This is a genomic window from Delftia sp. WSY_12 (assembly GCF_043104645.1).
In the GTDB taxonomy this organism is placed as follows: Bacteria; Pseudomonadota; Gammaproteobacteria; order Burkholderiales; family Burkholderiaceae_C; genus Comamonas; species Comamonas tsuruhatensis.
Genome location: NZ_JBICKW010000057.1, coordinates 20,152 through 35,920, shown reverse-complemented (window position 1 = coordinate 35,920; position 15,769 = coordinate 20,152). Strand labels below are relative to the sequence as shown.

Below are 15,769 nucleotides of genomic sequence, written 5' to 3'. Positions count from 1 at the left end.
CGGCGCTCGCCTCCCTTCAGAGAGCCGCGCACCCGCGGGTCTCTGGCGCCTCGGCCCACTTCCGGCCACCTCGTTCCCCCGCCGCAGCGCTGCCCCGCGCAGCCCTTCGCACCATCGCCTCACACCATGCAAGACTTTCTGCGCCAACAACTGGAGCGCTACGCCCAGCGCCTTGAAGAACTCGACTTCCTGCTCTCGCGCGAAGACATCATGGGCGACATGAAGCAGTACCGCGCCATCTCGCGCGAGCATGCCGATGTGACGGCCATTGCCGGCCGCTATGCACGCTACCGCCAGCGCGAGGCCGATCTGGCCTCTGCCAGGGACATGCTGGACGATCCCGACATGGAGGAAATGGCGCGCGAGGAAATCTCCGGCGCAGAGATCGAGCTGGTGCAGCTGGAAGATGAACTGCAGCGCCTGCTCCTGCCCAAGGACCCCGACGACGCGCGCAACGCCTACCTGGAAATCCGCGCGGGCACGGGTGGCGATGAATCTGCCCTGTTCGCAGGCGACCTGGCCCGCATGTACACGCGCCACTGCGACGCCGTGGGCTGGAAGGTCGAGATCATGAGCGCCAACGAAAGCGAGCTGGGCGGCTACAAGGAAGTGGTGCTGCGCGTGGAAGGCACCGACGTCTATGGCCGCCTGCGCTTCGAATCCGGCGGCCACCGCGTGCAGCGCGTGCCTGCCACCGAGACCCAGGGCCGCATCCACACCAGCGCCTGCACCGTGGCCGTCATGCCAGAGCCGGACGAAACCCAGGCCATCACGCTCAACCCGGCCGACCTGCGCATCGACACCTTCCGCGCCAGCGGCGCCGGCGGCCAGCACATCAACAAGACCGACTCGGCCGTGCGTGTGGTCCACCTGCCCACGGGCATCGTCGCCGAGTGCCAGGACGGCCGCAGCCAGCACAGCAACAAGGCCAAGGCCCTGCAGGTGCTGCAGGCGCGCCTGCAGGAAAAGGAACGCAGCGAGCGCGAAGCCAAGGAGGCCGCACTGCGCAAGGGCCTGATCGGCAGCGGCGACCGCAGCGACCGCATCCGCACTTACAACTTCCCGCAGGGCCGGCTCACCGACCACCGCATCAACCTCACCATCTACAAACTGCTGGCCGTGATGGAAGGCGACCTGGGCGATGTGCTCGACGCGCTGCAGGCCGCACGCGAGGCCGAACTGCTGGCCGAGCTGCAGGTCAACAACTGAGGCCCGGGCCATGGCCAATCCACCCATCGTCAAAGAAGCGCTGCAGCAGGCCCAGGCCCTGGGGCTTGCGCGCATCGATGCGCAAATGCTGCTGCTGCACGTGCTCGGGCGCCAGTCTGGCGGCCGCGCCTGGCTGCTGACCCATGACGAGGACATGCTGACCGCCCCCCAGGCCGAGGCCTATGCCGCGCTGTGCGCACGCCGCCTTGGCGCGGAACCCGTTGCCTACCTGCTCGGCCACAAGGAGTTCTACGGGCTCGATCTGGCCGTGGACGCGCGTGTGCTCGACCCGCGCCCCGATACCGAGACCCTGGTGGACTGGGCGCTGGAGCTCATGCCCATCCAGACCCAGGCAGCCCCCGCTTGCCGCGTGGTGGACCTGGGCACCGGCAGCGGCGCCATAGCCCTGGCCCTGCAAAGCCAGCGCCCCGGCGCCACGGTCTGGGCCGTGGATGCCAGCGCCGACGCACTGGCCGTGGCCAGCGCCAATGCCACGCGCCTGCAACTGGGCGTGCAGTTCGCGCATGGCAGCTGGCTCCAGCCGCTGGCAGGGCAAGCACCGTTCGACCTCATCGTCAGCAACCCGCCCTACATCAGTGATGACGATCCGCACCTGTTGGCCTTGGCGCATGAGCCGCTGTCGGCACTGGCCAGCGGTGCCGATGGCCTGTCCGACATCCGCGCCATCGTCGCGCAGGCGCCTGCGCTGCTGGCCAGCGGCGGCTGGCTGCTGCTCGAGCATGGCTGGGACCAGGCCGATGCCGTGGCCACCCTGCTGCGCAGCGCCGGCTTTGAGAGCGTGCAACACCGCCACGACCTGGGCGGCATCGCCCGCTGCACGGGCGGGCAATGGACAGCGCAAGCCTGAGCTCGGGTCCGGGCGCAGCATTCCCGCATGCTTTCAAAGTCCGCGCCGAGAGTGAAATAATCCCATCCATGCCGCCGCGCCTGCGGCGCCCACCACGACCCCGGAGCACCACACAGATGAGCGACACCCAGCAACGCATCGACCAACTGGTCAAAAGCAACAACATCCTGCTGTTCATGAAGGGCAGCGCCAGCTTTCCCATGTGCGGTTTCTCGGGCCGCGCCATCCAGATTCTCAAGGCCTGCGGCGTGGAGACCAAGGACATCTCCACCGTCAACGTGCTGGAGGACCAGGAAATCCGCCAGGGCATCAAGGACTACAGCAACTGGCCCACGATCCCCCAGCTCTACGTGCAGGGCGAGTTCATCGGCGGCTCGGACATCATGATGGAGATGTACGAATCCGGCGAGTTGCAGCAGCTGCTGGCACCCAAGGCCTGAGTTCGCAGGCTTGCGACTCGCGCGCAGCACCCGCCTGCGCCCGCTGCTGCGCAAAATCAAGCCACCTTCGGGTGGCTTTTTTTCGCCCGTGGCGGACTGCCAGCGCCCTGCCCGGGCTTGCCACAAGGCCAGGGGCATGTGATGTGTGGTCGAATGGACACATCTTTCACATCCGGAAAACCGCGCCTGCGCCCGCTTCTCCGCCTTGCCTATGAGTCTGTCCCAAAGTCTGCTGTTGATCGTCGCACTGATACTGACCAGTGCCTTCTTCTCCGTGGCCGAGATCTCGCTGGCCGCCTCGCGGCGCCTGCGGCTTCGGCAGATGGCGGAGGACGGGGAGCCACGCGCCGAACAGGTCATGAAGATGCAGGCCCAGCCGGGCGAGTACTTCACGGTCACGCAGATTGGGCTGAATGCCGTCGCCATCCTGGGCGGCGTGGTGGGCGAAGGGGCATTGACGCCCTATCTGGCCGAATTGCTCATGCTCTGGCTGCCCGAGAGCCGGGCACAGACCGTGGGCTTTCTGCTCTCGTTCGCCACCGTCACCTCGCTGTTCATCCTCTTTGCCGACCTGCTGCCCAAGCGCCTGAGCATGGCCGAGCCCGAAGCCCTGGCCATCCGCGTGCTGCGCCCCATGCTCTGGTGCATGGCCGTGCTCAAGCCCCTGGTCTGGTGCTTCAACCACCTGGCGGACGCCGTTGCCAAGCTCTTAGGCCTGCCCACGGTGCGCGACGACCGCATCACGCACGAAGACATCCTGGCCATGACCGAAGCTGGCGCGCGCGCCGGCGTGCTGGCCGCGAAGGAGCAGCAGGTGATCGCCAACCTGTTCGAGCTGGACTCGCGCACCATCGGCTCGGCCATGACGCAGCGCGACCGCATCGCCTACTTCCACCGTGACGACCCCGACGAACTGATCCGGGTCCGCATTGCCGAAGAACCTTTTTCCACCTACCCCGTCTGCGATGGCGACATCGACCACATCGTCGGCTATGTCGATGCCAAGGACCTGTTCCAGCGCGCGCTGAACAACCAGCCCCTGTCGCTCATGGACGACTCCCTGGTCCACAAGGTGCTGGTCGTGCCGGACCGCCTGACGCTGGCCGAGGTGCTGGAGCAGTTTCGCCAGGTGCATGAGGACTTTGCCGTCATCGTCAACGAATACAGCCTGGTGGTCGGCGTGGTCACGCTCAATGACGTGATGAGCACGGTGATGGGCGGCCTGGTCAGCCCGGGCGACGAGGAGCAGATCCTGCGCCGCGACGAGAACTCCTGGCTGATCGACGGCGTCACGCCGGTCGAGGATGTGATGCAGGCCCTGGAACTCGACGAGCTGCCCCACGCCGAGGACTACGAGACCCTGGGCGGCTTCCTCATGGTGATGCTGCGCCGCATTCCCAGGCGCACCGACACCGTGCAATGGGGCGGCTACCGTTTCGAGGTCATGGACGTGGACAGCTACCGCATCGACCAGGTGCTGGTCACGCGCATGTCCGCCAGCAGCCCGGCCGCGCCGCCCAACGCCGGCGACACGGCAGCGGCCGTGGCCAAGGTGTCCAGCATGTCGTCGGAGACGTCGTCCTGACGGGCGACGCAGAACACCGCGAAGCCGCTCGGCGGCGCTGCGCGGCCCTCAAGCCGAGCGCGAGGGCTCTATCTCCCAGCGCCGCTGCGCAGCGAACACCGCATTCGGGTACTGGGGCTGTCCCCGGCTGCCGTTGTAGCGGCCCAGCGCCATGTAGGCATCGCCTTTTTCGCGGTCCAGATAGTGGCGCAGGATCACGCAGCCAAAGCGCAGATTGGTCTGCATGTGAAACAGCTTGCCGATGTCTCCATCGCCGATCAGCCGCATCCAGAACGGCATGATCTGCATGTAGCCGCGTGCACCCACGCTGGAGATGGCGAACTTGCGGAACGCGCTCTCCACCTGCACCAGCCCCATCACCAGAGAGACTTCCAGGCCGGCACGCTTGGACTCGTACCAGACGGTTTGCAGGAACTCCAGCCTCGTCGCCAGCTCCGGCTTGCGCGAACGCAGGCGCTCGCTGCTGGCCGTGAGCCAGCGAAGGTAGTCCAGCCGGGCCTCGGTGGAGGCAAAGCGCAGCTCGGGCGGCGCCGATCCCGTGACGGCGGAACTCAGCGCAGTGCGCACCGAATCGGCCAGCGGCTCCTCCAGCTGGCCACCGGCCCAGGCGGGCGCGGCCAGCCCGCCGAGCAGCGGTGCCGAGCCCAGCGAAGCCGCCAGGCGCAGGCAATCGCGTCGCGTCACCACGGGCGCCTGGCTCACAGGCCCAGCCTTTGCTTGAGATGGCCCAGCACATCGGCGGCGGCCAGTTTGGTCGCTTCCGTGTCGCGGCGATGCTGGTACTCGAGCTGTCCTTCCTTGAGGCCCCGGTCGGACAGCACCACGCGGTGCGGCACGCCAATCAGCTCCCAGTCGGCAAACATGGCGCCCGGACGTTCGCCGCGATCGTCCAGGATCACGTCCACACCCAGTGCCAGCAGCTCGGCATGCAGCTTCTCGGCAGCTTCCTTCACGGGTTCGCTGCGTTCCATGCCGATGGGGCAGACCACCACGGTGAAGGGCGCAATCGCGTCGGGCCAGATGATGCCGCGCTCGTCATGGTTCTGCTCGATGGCTGCAGCGGGCAGGCGCGTCACGCCAATGCCGTAGCAGCCCATTTCAAACAGCGAGGGCTTGCCGTTCTCGGCCAGGAAGGTGGCGTTCATGGCCTGGGAGTACTTGGTACCCAGGTAGAACACATGGCCGACTTCAATTCCGCGCTCAATGGCCAGCTCGCCTGCGCCATCAGGAGACTTGTCGCCAGCCACCACGTTGCGCAGGTCGGCCACCACATCAGGCTCGGGCAGGTCGCGGCCGAAGTTCACGCCGGTGATGTGGAAGTCGGCCTCGTTCGCGCCGCAGACCCAGTCGGCCATCACGGCCACCTCGCGGTCAACGACCAGCTTCACGGGCTTCTTCAGGCCGATGGGCCCCAGATAGCCGGGCTGGCAGCCGAAGTGCTCCTCGATTTCGGCCACAGTGGCAAAGCGGAAGCCCACGTCCAGGCCCGGCACCTTGGCCACCTTGATCTCGTTCATTTCATGATCACCGCGCAGCAGCAGCAGCCAGATCTGGCTGCCTGCCACCTCGCCCTTGTCGTCGAGCTTGTCGGTGGCCAGCACCAGGGACTTCACCGTCTGCGACAGCGGCAGGCCCAGCTGGGCTGCGACAGATTCACAGGTGCTGTTGCCGGGCGTCGCCACCTTGGTCATCGCCTGGGCCGCAGCGGGACGGGGGCCCGCAGGCGCCAGGGCCTCGGCCTTTTCGATATTGGCGGCATAGTCGCTGCTTGGGCAGTAGACGATGGCGTCCTCGCCCGTGGAAGCGATGACCTGGAATTCCTCGCTCAGATCGCCGCCGATGGCACCGCTGTCTGCACGCACGGCACGGTACTGCAGGCCGAAGCGGTCGAAGATGCGCTTGTAGGCCGCGCGCATGGTCTGGTAGCTGACCTGGGCCGCATCACGGTCCTTGTCGAAGGAATAGGCGTCCTTCATGATGAACTCGCGGCCACGCATCAGGCCAAAGCGCGGGCGGCGCTCATCGCGGAACTTGGTCTGGATCTGGTAGAAATTCTTGGGCAGCTGCTTGTAGCTCTTGAGCTCCTGGCGCGCGATGTCCGTCACCACCTCTTCGCTGGTGGGCTGGATCACGAAGTCGCGGCCATGGCGGTCCTTGATGCGCAGCAGCTCGGGGCCCATCTTCTCGAAGCGGCCGGTCTCCTCCCACATCTCGGCAGGCTGGACCACGGGCATGGTCACTTCCACGGCACCGGCACGGTTCATTTCCTCGCGCACGATGGCCTCGACCTTGCGGATCACGCGCAGCCCCATGGGCATGTAGTTGTAGATGCCTGCACCCAGCTTCTTGATCAGGCCGGCCCGCATCATGAGCTTGTGGCTGACCACTTCGGCGTCGGCCGGAGCTTCCTTGAGGGTGGAGATGAAAAATTGGGAGGCTTTCATGGATCAGGGGCTTCGCGGGAATCGGGGCAGCGTGCTTGCCGCTGGCAAGGCACCGTGCATAATGGACACAATTCAGAAAATTGGGGTTCGATTATGCTTGACCGGGACGGATTTCGCCCGAACGTCGGCATCATCCTGCTCAACCAAAAGAACCAGGTGTTCTGGGGCAAACGCATCCGCACCCACAGCTGGCAGTTTCCACAGGGCGGCATTGACCGGGGGGAGACACCCGAACAGGCCATGTTCCGGGAACTGCATGAGGAAGTGGGGTTGATGCCCAACCACGTTCGCGTGGTCGCCCGCACCCGGGACTGGTTGCGCTACGAGGTGCCAGACCGGTACATCCGCCGCGATGCGCGCGGACACTACAAAGGCCAGAAGCAGATCTGGTATTTGCTGCAGCTCATGGGTCACGACTGGGATTTGAACCTGCGTGCCACCGACCACCCCGAATTCGACGCCTGGCGCTGGAATGACTACTGGGTGCCATTGGACGTGGTGGTGGAGTTCAAGCGCGGCGTCTATGAGATGGCCCTGACCGAGCTGGCCCGGTTCCTGCCGCGCGGCGAACAGCAACGCAACCGTTATCTGCGCAGCGGCATGCGCCCCAGGGAAGCCCATGAACAGGGTCCTGAGACATACACTGCGCCGGGTTTGCATCCAGCACGCTCAGGCAGCTTTCGCGTCAATCCCGGCATGGAGTTGCCGCCTGGCGCCTGTTTCGATCCTGATCCACAGTCGGGGCAGCAAGCCCTGCAACCCGATCCAGGCAAGGCCTGAAACCGGGCCAGAGCCATACGCAAAAGCGCACCCGAGGGTGCGCTTTTTCTTGGCCTTGAGGGTCTGGCGCCTCAGTGCCCCGCAATCACCATGTTGTCGCGGTGCACCATCTCCGGGCCTGCGGAATAGCCCAGCAGGCGCTCGATCTCCACCGAGCTTTTGCGACACAGCAGCCGCGCCTCGGCACTTGCATAGTTGGCCAGCCCACGCGCCACCTCAATACCCAGGGCATCGCGCACCGCGATCACATCGCCACGGGCGAACTCGCCATCCACATTCACCATGCCGATGGGCAGCAGGCTCTTGCCTTCGTCGCGCAGCTTGGCCACGGCGCCGGCATCCACGGACACGGAGCCGCGCAGTTGCAGATGGTCTGCAATCCACTGTTTGCGCGCCTGGTTCTTGTGCGTCTGCGCCAGGAGCAGCGTGCCGATGGACTCGCCTGCCGCCAGACGCACCAGCACGTCCTGCTCACGCCCCCAGGCGATGACGGTTGAAGCACCCGAGCCCGCCGCGCGCTTGGCCGCGAGGATCTTGGTGATCATCCCGCCCTTGCCAATGGACGAGCCCGCGCCTCCGGCCATCTCCTCCAGCGCCGGGTCGCCGGCATTGGCCACATCGATGAAACGCGCATCGGGATTGCTGCGCGGGTCGGCGCTGTAAAGGCCTCGCTGATCGGTCAGGATGACCAGGGCATCGGCCTCGATCAGATTGGCAACCAAAGCGCCCAAGGTATCGTTGTCACCGAACTTGATCTCGTCGTTGACCACGGTGTCGTTCTCGTTGATCACCGGCACGATGCCCAGCTCCAGCAGCGTCAGCAAAGTGTTGCGCGCGTTGAGATAGCGCTCGCGGTCCGCGAGGTCGGCATGCGTGAGCAGCACCTGCGCACTGCCCATGCCCTGTTCGCGCAACTTGGACTCGTACATCTGTATCAGGCCCATCTGCCCCACGGCCGCAGCGGCCTGCAGTTCATGAATCTCCTTGGGCCGTGCAATCCAGCCCAGACGCTTCATGCCTTCGGCCACCGCGCCGCTGGAGACCATGATTACCTCGCGCCGCCGGCCTCCATGGCTTTCATCCCCGCGCACCAGGGCCGCCAGCTGGCGGCTCCATTCCTGGATCGCGGCCTCATCAAGACCGCGACCTTCATTGGTCACCAGGCTGGAGCCGACCTTGACCACGATGCGATGGGCATCACGCAACAAGTTGGAAGACATGGATGGATAGTGATTCTTGCAGCGCAGGCCGAGGCAGACCCCGCCGCTGTTGTGATCAAGGCAATGGGTGGGACAGGCCGCTCTTACTCGGAATCGCGGGGAGCAAAACGCGGGTCGGTAAGATCCACGCCATCACCCTCGACTTCGACGAAGCGTGGATCGATTTCCTTGGGACCGGCCTCGATCTGCTGCTGTTCATGCACATGCTTGTAGATGGTGCGGATCAGCACTTCGCAGCCTTCGCGCGTCAGGGCGGAAATCTCGAACACCGGACCCTTCCACTTGAAGCGCTTGACGAAGTCCTTGACGCGTGCGGCGCGCTCCTCGGCCGGCACCATGTCCAGCTTGTTGAGCACCAGCCAGCGCGGCTTGTTGTACAGCTCGGCATCGTACTTCTGCAACTCGCCCACGATGGCCTTGGCCTGGGCCACGGGATCCACGCTGTCATCGAACGGCGCCAGGTCCACCACATGCAGCAGCAATCGGGTGCGCTGCAGGTGACGCAGGAACTGGTGGCCCAGGCCGGCACCTTCCGACGCGCCTTCGATCAGCCCGGGGATATCGGCCACCACAAAGCTTTGCTCGGCGGCAACACGAACCACGCCCAGATTGGGATGCAGCGTGGTGAACGGATAGTCGGCAATCTTGGGACGCGCATTGGAGACTGCGGCGATGAAAGTGGATTTGCCCGCATTGGGCATGCCCAGCAGACCCACGTCGGCCAGAACCTTGAGCTCCAGCTTGAGGTTCTTGCGCTCACCGGGCCAGCCAGGCGTCTTTTGCCGTGGCGCGCGGTTGATGGCGCTCTTGAAGCGCAGGTTGCCGTAGCCGCCATCCCCGCCCTTGGCAATGGTCACCACCTCGCCGGGCGTCAACAGCTCGTAGAGCACCTCCCCGGTTTCGGCATCGCTGATGATGGTGCCAACCGGCATGCGCAGCGTGATGTCGTTGCCTGCGGCACCGAACATGTCCGAGCCCTTGCCGTGCTCGCCGCGCGTGGCATCGTGGCGACGCGAGAAGCGGTAGTCCACCAGGGTGTTGAGATTGACGTCGGCCACCGCGTAGACATGGCCTCCACGGCCGCCATCTCCTCCATCGGGACCACCGAATTCCTTGTATTTTTCGTGCCGGAATGACACGCAGCCATTGCCGCCATCACCGGCAGCAATGTCGATATAAGCTTCGTCGACGAACTTCATGAGGCATCCAGTTTACAAAAAGCAGTGTGCACCAGACAGCCCCAGGCCACACCTCAGAGACGGAAAAGGGGACGAGCGCACGATGCACCGCCCTCCTGAAACGACAAAGCCCCGACAGGTCGGGGCTTCGAGCGTCGAAGTGACAGAGCTTAGGCAGCCGTCACGTTGACCGTGTGCTTGGACAGTGCACCCTTGACAGCAAACGACACGTGGCCGTCCACCAGAGCGTACAGGGTGTGGTCCTTGCCCACGCCGACGTTGTCGCCGGGGTGGAACTTGGTGCCACGTTGGCGCACGATGATCGAGCCGGCGGTGATCAACTCACCACCAAAAGCCTTCACGCCGAGCATTTTGGGCTTGGAATCGCGCCCGTTTCGCGTAGAGCCGCCGCCTTTTTTCTGTGCCATGACTCAGCTCCTGGATTAAGCAGCGATCGCCACGATCTGCAGCTCGGTGAACTGCTGGCGATGGCCTTGGCGCTTCTGATAATGCTTACGACGGCGCATCTTGAAGATGTGCACTTTGTCGTGCTTGCCGTGAGCAACCACGGTTGCCTTGACAGACGCACCGGACACAAGAGGTGTGCCGACCTTGATTTCAGCGCCGTTGCCGACTGCCAGAACCTGATCGATCACAACTTCTTGGCCTACGTCCGCAGCAATCTGTTCTACCTTGATCTTTTCGCCAGCTGCAACGCGATACTGCTTGCCGCCGGTTTTTATGACTGCGTACATTTAAACCTCTTGAATTTGAGAGTTCCGCGAACGAATTTCCACGGAAGCCGGAGATTCTAGCACGCACTCACATTCCTTGCATGAAGCGCTCCCCTCCTTCGCCCAAACAACCGCCAGAGCGGGTCGCAGGCAGGGTCGCTCTTCCTATAATTGACGATCCACTTGGCGCCCGCAGTACCTTGACCACAGCTCTCTCCACCCCCAATCCGCTTGCCCTGATCACTGACGACATGCGCGAGGTGGATCATGTGATTGCCCAGCGCCTGACGACCACCGTCCCGCTGATTGCCCAGATCTCCCAGTACATCATCGCTGCAGGCGGCAAGCGCCTGCGGCCCGCCCTGCTGCTCATGGTCTGCAATGCATTGGGATACGAAGGCAAGGACAGGCATGTCCTGGCTGCCGTGGTCGAACTGATTCATACAGCCACCCTGCTGCACGACGACGTCGTGGATGAATCCACGCTGCGTCGCGGCCGCCCGACGGCCAACGAGACCTTCGGCAATCCGGCCAGCGTGCTGGTCGGCGACTTCCTGCACTCGCGCTCCTTCCAGATGATGGTGGAAGTCGGCAGCATGCGCGTGCTCAAGATTCTCTCGGATGCCACCAACGTGATCGCCGAGGGCGAGGTCCAGCAGCTGATCAACACTCACGATGCCTCGCTGGACGAAGCAGGCTATCTGCACGTCATCCGCTCCAAGACCGCCCAGTTGTTCGAAGCCAGCGCCCAGCTGGGCGCCGTGCTGGCCGACGCGCCCCGCGAAATCGAGCAGGCCTGCGCCAGCTATGGCCAGGCGCTGGGCACGGCCTTCCAGATCATTGACGACGTACTCGACTATGCAGGCGATGCCCAGGAAATGGGCAAGAACCTGGGCGATGACCTGCGCGAAGGCAAATGCACCCTCCCCCTGATTGCCGCCATGCAACGCGGCACACCTGAGCAGGCCGCCATCGTGCGCGCCGCCATCGAACAGGGCTCCACCGAGCAACTGACCGCCGTAGTGGATATCGTGCGCAGCACAGGTGCGCTGGACGTGGCACGCGAGGCCGCACATGCCGAGGCACGCCGCGCCATCGACGCAATAAATGTGCTCCCAAGCAATTTGCATACGGCAAGTTTGCTACAATTGGCGTCTCAGCTTTTGGAGCGACGCACCTGATTCAGGCTGCTTGCTTTTTCTACAAAAGCAACGGGGTGTAGCTTAGCCTGGTAGAGCGCTACGTTCGGGACGTAGAGGCCGGAGGTTCGAATCCTCTCACCCCGACCATCTGGTCACTCCATCTCCATCACACCATTGCGCCAGGTTCAAGACCCAGGCGTGTAACAGTGTGTCTGGCATTCCAAGTGCTCAGTGATGATAGGATAAATGTCCTTTCCTCTCACACGTCTTGCTACATGGCTGTTGCTGACTCCTCGCTCAAGAATGCATCCGCTGTCGCATCGCTTCCCGGCATCGGGCGGGCCTTGATTTCAGCAGGCAAGGTATCGCAACAGGCAGCGGAAGCGGCTGCCGGCAAGGCCGCCACCAATCGCACCTCGTTCATTGCAGAACTGAGCGTCGCCAGCACCCTCTCTGCCCTGGAAGTGGCGGAGACGGTTTCCACCATGTTCAGCGCGCCGCTGCTCGATCTTGATGCGGTCGACGCCATGCGCCTGCCGCAGGATCTGCTGGACGCCAAGATCATCAGCACCTATCGCGTCCTGCCTCTGAGCAAGCGCGGCAACCGCCTCACGGTGGCCACCGCCGACCCGACGCAGCAGGAAGCCGCCGAGCAGATCAAGTTCACCACCCAGTTGGGCGTGGACTGGATCATCGTCGAGGCCGACAAGCTGGAGCGACTGATCGCGCAGCAGAACAAAAGCGCCAGCGAGGCCATGGACAGCTATGGCGGCAGCGGCGACTTCGAGTTCGGCGACCTCAAGCCTGATGAGGTGGCAGAGGAAAAGGACAACTCGGCCGCAGCAGACGTCGAAGATGCGCCCATTGTCAAGTTCCTGCACAAAATGCTGCTCGACGCCTTCAACATGCGCGCGTCGGACTTGCATTTCGAACCCTACGAGCACCAGTACCGCGTGCGCTTTCGCATTGACGGCGAGCTGCGTGAAATTGCATCGCCGCCCATTGCCATCAAGGAGAAGCTGGCCTCGCGCATCAAGGTGATCTCGCGCATGGACATCTCGGAAAAGCGTGTCCCGCAGGACGGGCGCATGAAGCTCAAGGTCGGCCCGGACCGCGTCATCGACTTTCGCGTCAGCACGCTGCCCACGCTTTTCGGCGAGAAGATCGTGATCCGTATCCTGGACCCGAGCTCGGCCAGGATGGGCATCGACGCCCTGGGCTATGAACCCGAGGAGAAGGCACGCCTGCTTGAAGCCATCAGCCGCCCCTACGGAATGATTCTGGTCACAGGCCCCACCGGCTCGGGCAAGACAGTGTCGCTGTACACCTGCCTGAACCTGCTGAACAAGGCCGGCGTGAACATCGCCACGGCGGAAGATCCTTCGGAAATCAACCTGCCCGGCGTCAACCAGGTCAATGTGAACGAAAAGGCCGGCCTCACCTTTGCCACTGCGCTCAAGGCTTTTCTGCGCCAGGATCCCGACATCATCATGGTCGGTGAAATCCGCGATCTGGAAACGGCCGACATCTCGATCAAGGCAGCGCAAACCGGCCACTTGGTGCTGTCCACCCTGCACACCAATGACGCACCGACCACGTTGACGCGCATGCGCAACATGGGCATTGCGCCCTTCAACATCGCATCAAGCGTGATCCTGATCACCGCCCAGCGCCTGGCCAGGCGCCTGTGCCCTCAATGCAAGGAGCCGGCTGACATTCCGCGGGAGGCCCTGATCGATGCAGGCTACGACGATGCGGACATTGACGGCAGCTGGGTCACCTACAGGCCCGTCGGCTGTCCGGCATGCAACAACGGCTACAAGGGCCGCGTAGGCATCTATCAGGTGATGCCTATCAGCGAGGAAATCCAGCGCATCATCCTGCAGGACGGCAGTGCGCTGGAGATCGCCGCACAGGCCAAGCGCGAAGGCGTGCGGTCGCTGCGTGGATCGGGTTTGCACAAGGCCAGACAGGGACTGACCTCGCTCGAAGAAGTGCTGGCAGTCACCAATGAGTAAATAGCGCGGACAGCGCAGACAACAAACGAGGGAGCACGATGGCCACAGCCGCGTCCAAGGGAATCAAGGAATTTGTCTTCGAATGGGAAGGCAAGGATCGCAACGGCAAGATCATCCGAGGCGAGACCCGGGCCGGGGGCATCAACCAGGTCCAGGCCATGCTGCGCCGCCAGGGCGTGCTGCCCAGCAAGATCAAGAAGCGCCGCACACGCGGCGGCAAGAGGATCAAGCCCAAGGACATTGCGCTGTTCACCCGCCAGATGGCAACGATGATGAAGGCGGGCGTCCCGCTGCTTCAGGCCTTCGACATCGTCGGACGGGGCAACACCAACCCCAGCGTGACGCGCCTTCTGGCCGATATTCGCGCCGACGTGGAGACCGGCACCTCGCTGAACGCGGCCTATCGCAAGCACCCCATGTACTTCGATAGCCTCTACTGCAATCTGGTGGAGGCGGGCGAAGCGGCCGGTATCCTGGAAGCCCTGCTGGACCGCCTGGCCACGTACATGGAGAAGACCGAGGCCATCAAGTCCAAGATCAAATCGGCGCTGATGTACCCGATCTCGGTCATCGTCGTGGCCTTCATCGTCGTGACCATCATCATGATCTTCGTGATCCCGGCCTTCAAGGAAGTGTTCACCTCGTTCGGCGCCGACCTGCCGGCACCGACGCTGTTCGTGATGGGCATCAGCGATGTCTTTGTCCAATGGTGGTGGTTGATCTTCGGCGTGATTGGCGGCGGTCTCTACTTCTTCATGCAGGCCTGGAAGCGCAACGAGCGCATGCAGCAATTCATGGACCGTACGCTGCTGAAGGTGCCGGTCTTTGGCGTGCTGATCGAGAAATCCTGCGTCGCACGCTGGACGCGCACGCTGTCGACCATGTTTGCCGCGGGTGTCCCATTGGTCGAGGCACTGGATTCTGTCGGCGGCGCATCCGGCAATGCCGTGTATGCCAATGCCACGGAAAAGATCCAGCAGGAAGTCTCCACCGGCACCAGTCTCACCGTGGCCATGACCAATGCCAATGTCTTTCCCTCCATGGTGCTGCAGATGTGCGCCATCGGCGAGGAATCCGGCTCCATCGACCACATGCTGGGCAAGGCGGCCGATTTCTATGAGGAAGAGGTCGATGACATGGTGGCTGGCCTGTCCAGCCTGATGGAGCCCATCATCATTGTTTTCCTGGGCACCCTCATCGGCGGCATCGTGGTTTCGATGTATCTGCCCATCTTCAAGCTGGGCCAGGTGGTCTGATGGTTTTGGAACTCTGGATGCAGGCTGCATTGGGCGGCCTGCTGGGCCTGTTGGTTGGCAGCTTTCTCAACGTGGTGGTGCATAGGCTGCCCCGCATGATGGAGCAGCAATGGAATGCGGAATGCGCCCAATGGGCGCAAGAGCAATCTTCATCCTCCGCCACGCCATCGCCCGCCACAGCGCCGCCGCCTGCCGAGGCGCCCCTGAGCCTGAGCCGCCCCCGCTCGCGCTGCCCGCATTGCGGTCATGCCATCCACTGGTACGAGAATATTCCCGTGCTCAGTTATCTGGCGCTGCGGGGCCGGTGCTCCGAATGCAAGGCGTCGATCAGCATCCGCTATCCGCTGGTGGAATTGGCCTGCGCCGCGCTGTTTGCCTACTGTGCGGCGCAATGGGGCATCACGCCCACAGGCGCTGCCTGGTGCCTTTTCAGTGCGGCCTTGCTGAGCCTGGCATTGATCGACTGGGACACCACACTGCTTCCCGACGACATCACCCTGCCCTTGCTGTGGGCCGGACTGCTGTCGTCGGCGCTGCACTGGACCGCCGTGCCTCTGGCCGACGCGGTATGGGGCGCTGCAGCGGGCTATCTCTCGCTGTGGCTGGTTTACTGGGCCTTCAAGCTGGCCACCGGCAAGGAAGGCATGGGCTACGGCGACTTCAAGCTGTTTGCCGCGCTGGGCGCCTGGTTCGGCTGGCAGGCACTCGTGCCCATCATCCTGATCTCGTCGGTGATTGGCGCCATCGTGGGCATCGCGTTGAAGATCAACAGCCGCCTGCGTGAAGGCGGCTATGTTCCCTTCGGCCCCTTTCTGGCGGGCGCCGGCTTTGCAGCCATGGTGTTCGGACCGCAGCAGATGCTGCAATCCCTATTGGCGGCCTTGGGCCTTTGATT

At 63.7% G+C, this 15,769-nt stretch carries 15 protein-coding genes and 1 tRNA gene; 10 read left to right on the top strand and 6 right to left on the bottom strand.

Annotated features, from left to right (window positions below; genetic code table 11):
• Nucleotides 1-126 precede the first annotated feature (126 nt).
• The 4 genes from prfA to ACF8LI_RS24875 all read left to right on the top strand — a co-directional run bounded on the left by prfA (nucleotide 127) and on the right by ACF8LI_RS24875 (nucleotide 4,102).
• The gene (gene prfA / locus ACF8LI_RS24890) at nucleotides 127-1,209 is read left to right on the top strand and encodes a peptide chain release factor 1 (protein ID WP_392413493.1); all 1,083 of its coding nucleotides are present in this window, start codon (nucleotides 127-129) and stop codon (nucleotides 1,207-1,209) included.
• Between the two features lie 10 nt (nucleotides 1,210-1,219).
• A complete protein-coding gene (gene prmC, locus ACF8LI_RS24885; RefSeq protein ID WP_392413495.1) occupies nucleotides 1,220-2,077 on the top strand; it encodes a peptide chain release factor N(5)-glutamine methyltransferase in 858 nt (285 codons plus the stop codon).
• Nucleotides 2,078-2,193: 116 nt separating this feature from the next.
• Entirely contained in the window at nucleotides 2,194-2,517 is a 324-nt protein-coding gene (gene grxD / locus ACF8LI_RS24880; RefSeq protein WP_012207276.1) for a Grx4 family monothiol glutaredoxin, read from the top strand.
• Between the two features lie 211 nt (nucleotides 2,518-2,728).
• Complete coding sequence (locus tag ACF8LI_RS24875) at nucleotides 2,729-4,102, top strand: hemolysin family protein (protein WP_016445655.1); 1,374 nt, start codon at nucleotides 2,729-2,731, stop codon at nucleotides 4,100-4,102.
• A gap of 48 nt (nucleotides 4,103-4,150) precedes the next feature.
• On the opposite strand, the gene ACF8LI_RS24870 is transcribed toward ACF8LI_RS24875, so the two are convergent.
• Both ACF8LI_RS24870 and ACF8LI_RS24865 read right to left on the bottom strand, forming a co-directional pair.
• Nucleotides 4,151-4,804 (bottom strand): lytic transglycosylase domain-containing protein, encoded by a 654-nt coding sequence (locus tag ACF8LI_RS24870; protein WP_016445654.1) that lies wholly within the window; start codon nucleotides 4,802-4,804, stop codon nucleotides 4,151-4,153.
• On the bottom strand, nucleotides 4,801-6,546 hold the full coding sequence (locus ACF8LI_RS24865) for a proline--tRNA ligase (RefSeq protein WP_392413496.1): 1,746 nt from the start codon (nucleotides 6,544-6,546) through the stop codon (nucleotides 4,801-4,803). Before ACF8LI_RS24865 ends, ACF8LI_RS24870 begins: the two co-directional genes overlap by 4 nt.
• Before the next feature lie 93 nt (nucleotides 6,547-6,639).
• Between ACF8LI_RS24865 and ACF8LI_RS24860 the strand changes: the two genes are divergently transcribed.
• Nucleotides 6,640-7,326, top strand: coding sequence for an RNA pyrophosphohydrolase (locus ACF8LI_RS24860; RefSeq protein ID WP_016445652.1), 687 nt, complete (start codon nucleotides 6,640-6,642; stop codon nucleotides 7,324-7,326).
• Nucleotides 7,327-7,397: 71 nt separating this feature from the next.
• Here the strand turns inward: ACF8LI_RS24860 and proB are convergent, their stop codons facing one another.
• The 4 genes from proB to rplU all read right to left on the bottom strand — a co-directional run bounded on the left by proB (nucleotide 7,398) and on the right by rplU (nucleotide 10,479).
• Nucleotides 7,398-8,546, bottom strand: a complete 1,149-nt coding sequence (gene proB / locus ACF8LI_RS24855; protein WP_016445651.1) for a glutamate 5-kinase — start codon at nucleotides 8,544-8,546, stop codon at nucleotides 7,398-7,400.
• An 83-nt stretch (nucleotides 8,547-8,629) separates the two neighbouring features.
• On the bottom strand, nucleotides 8,630-9,745 hold the full coding sequence (gene cgtA / locus ACF8LI_RS24850; protein ID WP_016451026.1) for an Obg family GTPase CgtA: 1,116 nt from the start codon (nucleotides 9,743-9,745) through the stop codon (nucleotides 8,630-8,632).
• 149 nt (nucleotides 9,746-9,894) lie between these two features.
• Nucleotides 9,895-10,152 (bottom strand): 50S ribosomal protein L27, encoded by a 258-nt coding sequence (rpmA, locus tag ACF8LI_RS24845; protein ID WP_012207283.1) that lies wholly within the window; start codon nucleotides 10,150-10,152, stop codon nucleotides 9,895-9,897.
• Between the two features lie 15 nt (nucleotides 10,153-10,167).
• On the bottom strand, nucleotides 10,168-10,479 hold the full coding sequence (gene rplU / locus ACF8LI_RS24840; protein ID WP_012207284.1) for a 50S ribosomal protein L21: 312 nt from the start codon (nucleotides 10,477-10,479) through the stop codon (nucleotides 10,168-10,170).
• Nucleotides 10,480-10,709: 230 nt separating this feature from the next.
• Here rplU and ACF8LI_RS24835 point away from each other — a divergent pair, with 230 nt between their 5' ends.
• The 5 genes from ACF8LI_RS24835 to ACF8LI_RS24815 all read left to right on the top strand — a co-directional run bounded on the left by ACF8LI_RS24835 (nucleotide 10,710) and on the right by ACF8LI_RS24815 (nucleotide 15,767).
• Nucleotides 10,710-11,639, top strand: coding sequence for a polyprenyl synthetase family protein (locus ACF8LI_RS24835; protein WP_043789750.1), 930 nt, complete (start codon nucleotides 10,710-10,712; stop codon nucleotides 11,637-11,639).
• A gap of 31 nt (nucleotides 11,640-11,670) precedes the next feature.
• A tRNA-Pro gene (locus ACF8LI_RS24830) sits at nucleotides 11,671-11,747 on the top strand.
• Nucleotides 11,748-11,875: 128 nt separating this feature from the next.
• Nucleotides 11,876-13,618 carry a type IV-A pilus assembly ATPase PilB gene (gene pilB / locus ACF8LI_RS24825; RefSeq protein WP_392413498.1) on the top strand — a complete coding sequence of 581 codons (1,743 nt, stop codon included), beginning with the start codon at nucleotides 11,876-11,878 and terminating at the stop codon, nucleotides 13,616-13,618.
• Nucleotides 13,619-13,656: 38 nt separating this feature from the next.
• Complete coding sequence (locus ACF8LI_RS24820) at nucleotides 13,657-14,874, top strand: type II secretion system F family protein (protein ID WP_016445610.1); 1,218 nt, start codon at nucleotides 13,657-13,659, stop codon at nucleotides 14,872-14,874.
• Nucleotides 14,874-15,767 (top strand): A24 family peptidase, encoded by an 894-nt coding sequence (locus ACF8LI_RS24815; RefSeq protein WP_016445609.1) that lies wholly within the window; start codon nucleotides 14,874-14,876, stop codon nucleotides 15,765-15,767. Before ACF8LI_RS24820 ends, ACF8LI_RS24815 begins: the two co-directional genes overlap by 1 nt.
• The last annotated feature ends 2 nt before the right edge of the window (nucleotides 15,768-15,769 follow it).

Bases quoted from the DNA above. Each gene is read 5' to 3' on its own strand.
- ACF8LI_RS24875 (WP_016445655.1), top strand. From the start codon at position 2,729: ATGAGTCTGTCCCAAAGTCTGCTGTTGATCGTCGCACTGATACTGACC.
- ACF8LI_RS24860 (WP_016445652.1), top strand. From the start codon at position 6,640: ATGCTTGACCGGGACGGATTTCGCCCGAACGTCGGCATCATCCTGCTC.
- pilB (WP_392413498.1), top strand. From the start codon at position 11,876: ATGGCTGTTGCTGACTCCTCGCTCAAGAATGCATCCGCTGTCGCATCG.
- ACF8LI_RS24865 (WP_392413496.1), bottom strand. From the start codon at position 6,546: ATGAAAGCCTCCCAATTTTTCATCTCCACCCTCAAGGAAGCTCCGGCC.
- rpmA (WP_012207283.1), bottom strand. From the start codon at position 10,152: ATGGCACAGAAAAAAGGCGGCGGCTCTACGCGAAACGGGCGCGATTCC.
- ACF8LI_RS24835 (WP_043789750.1), top strand. From the start codon at position 10,710: ATGCGCGAGGTGGATCATGTGATTGCCCAGCGCCTGACGACCACCGTC.
- ACF8LI_RS24815 (WP_016445609.1), top strand. From the start codon at position 14,874: ATGGTTTTGGAACTCTGGATGCAGGCTGCATTGGGCGGCCTGCTGGGC.
- ACF8LI_RS24820 (WP_016445610.1), top strand. From the start codon at position 13,657: ATGGCCACAGCCGCGTCCAAGGGAATCAAGGAATTTGTCTTCGAATGG.
- prfA (WP_392413493.1), top strand. From the start codon at position 127: ATGCAAGACTTTCTGCGCCAACAACTGGAGCGCTACGCCCAGCGCCTT.
- proB (WP_016445651.1), bottom strand. From the start codon at position 8,546: ATGTCTTCCAACTTGTTGCGTGATGCCCATCGCATCGTGGTCAAGGTC.
- grxD (WP_012207276.1), top strand. From the start codon at position 2,194: ATGAGCGACACCCAGCAACGCATCGACCAACTGGTCAAAAGCAACAAC.
- prmC (WP_392413495.1), top strand. From the start codon at position 1,220: ATGGCCAATCCACCCATCGTCAAAGAAGCGCTGCAGCAGGCCCAGGCC.
- cgtA (WP_016451026.1), bottom strand. From the start codon at position 9,745: ATGAAGTTCGTCGACGAAGCTTATATCGACATTGCTGCCGGTGATGGC.
- rplU (WP_012207284.1), bottom strand. From the start codon at position 10,479: ATGTACGCAGTCATAAAAACCGGCGGCAAGCAGTATCGCGTTGCAGCT.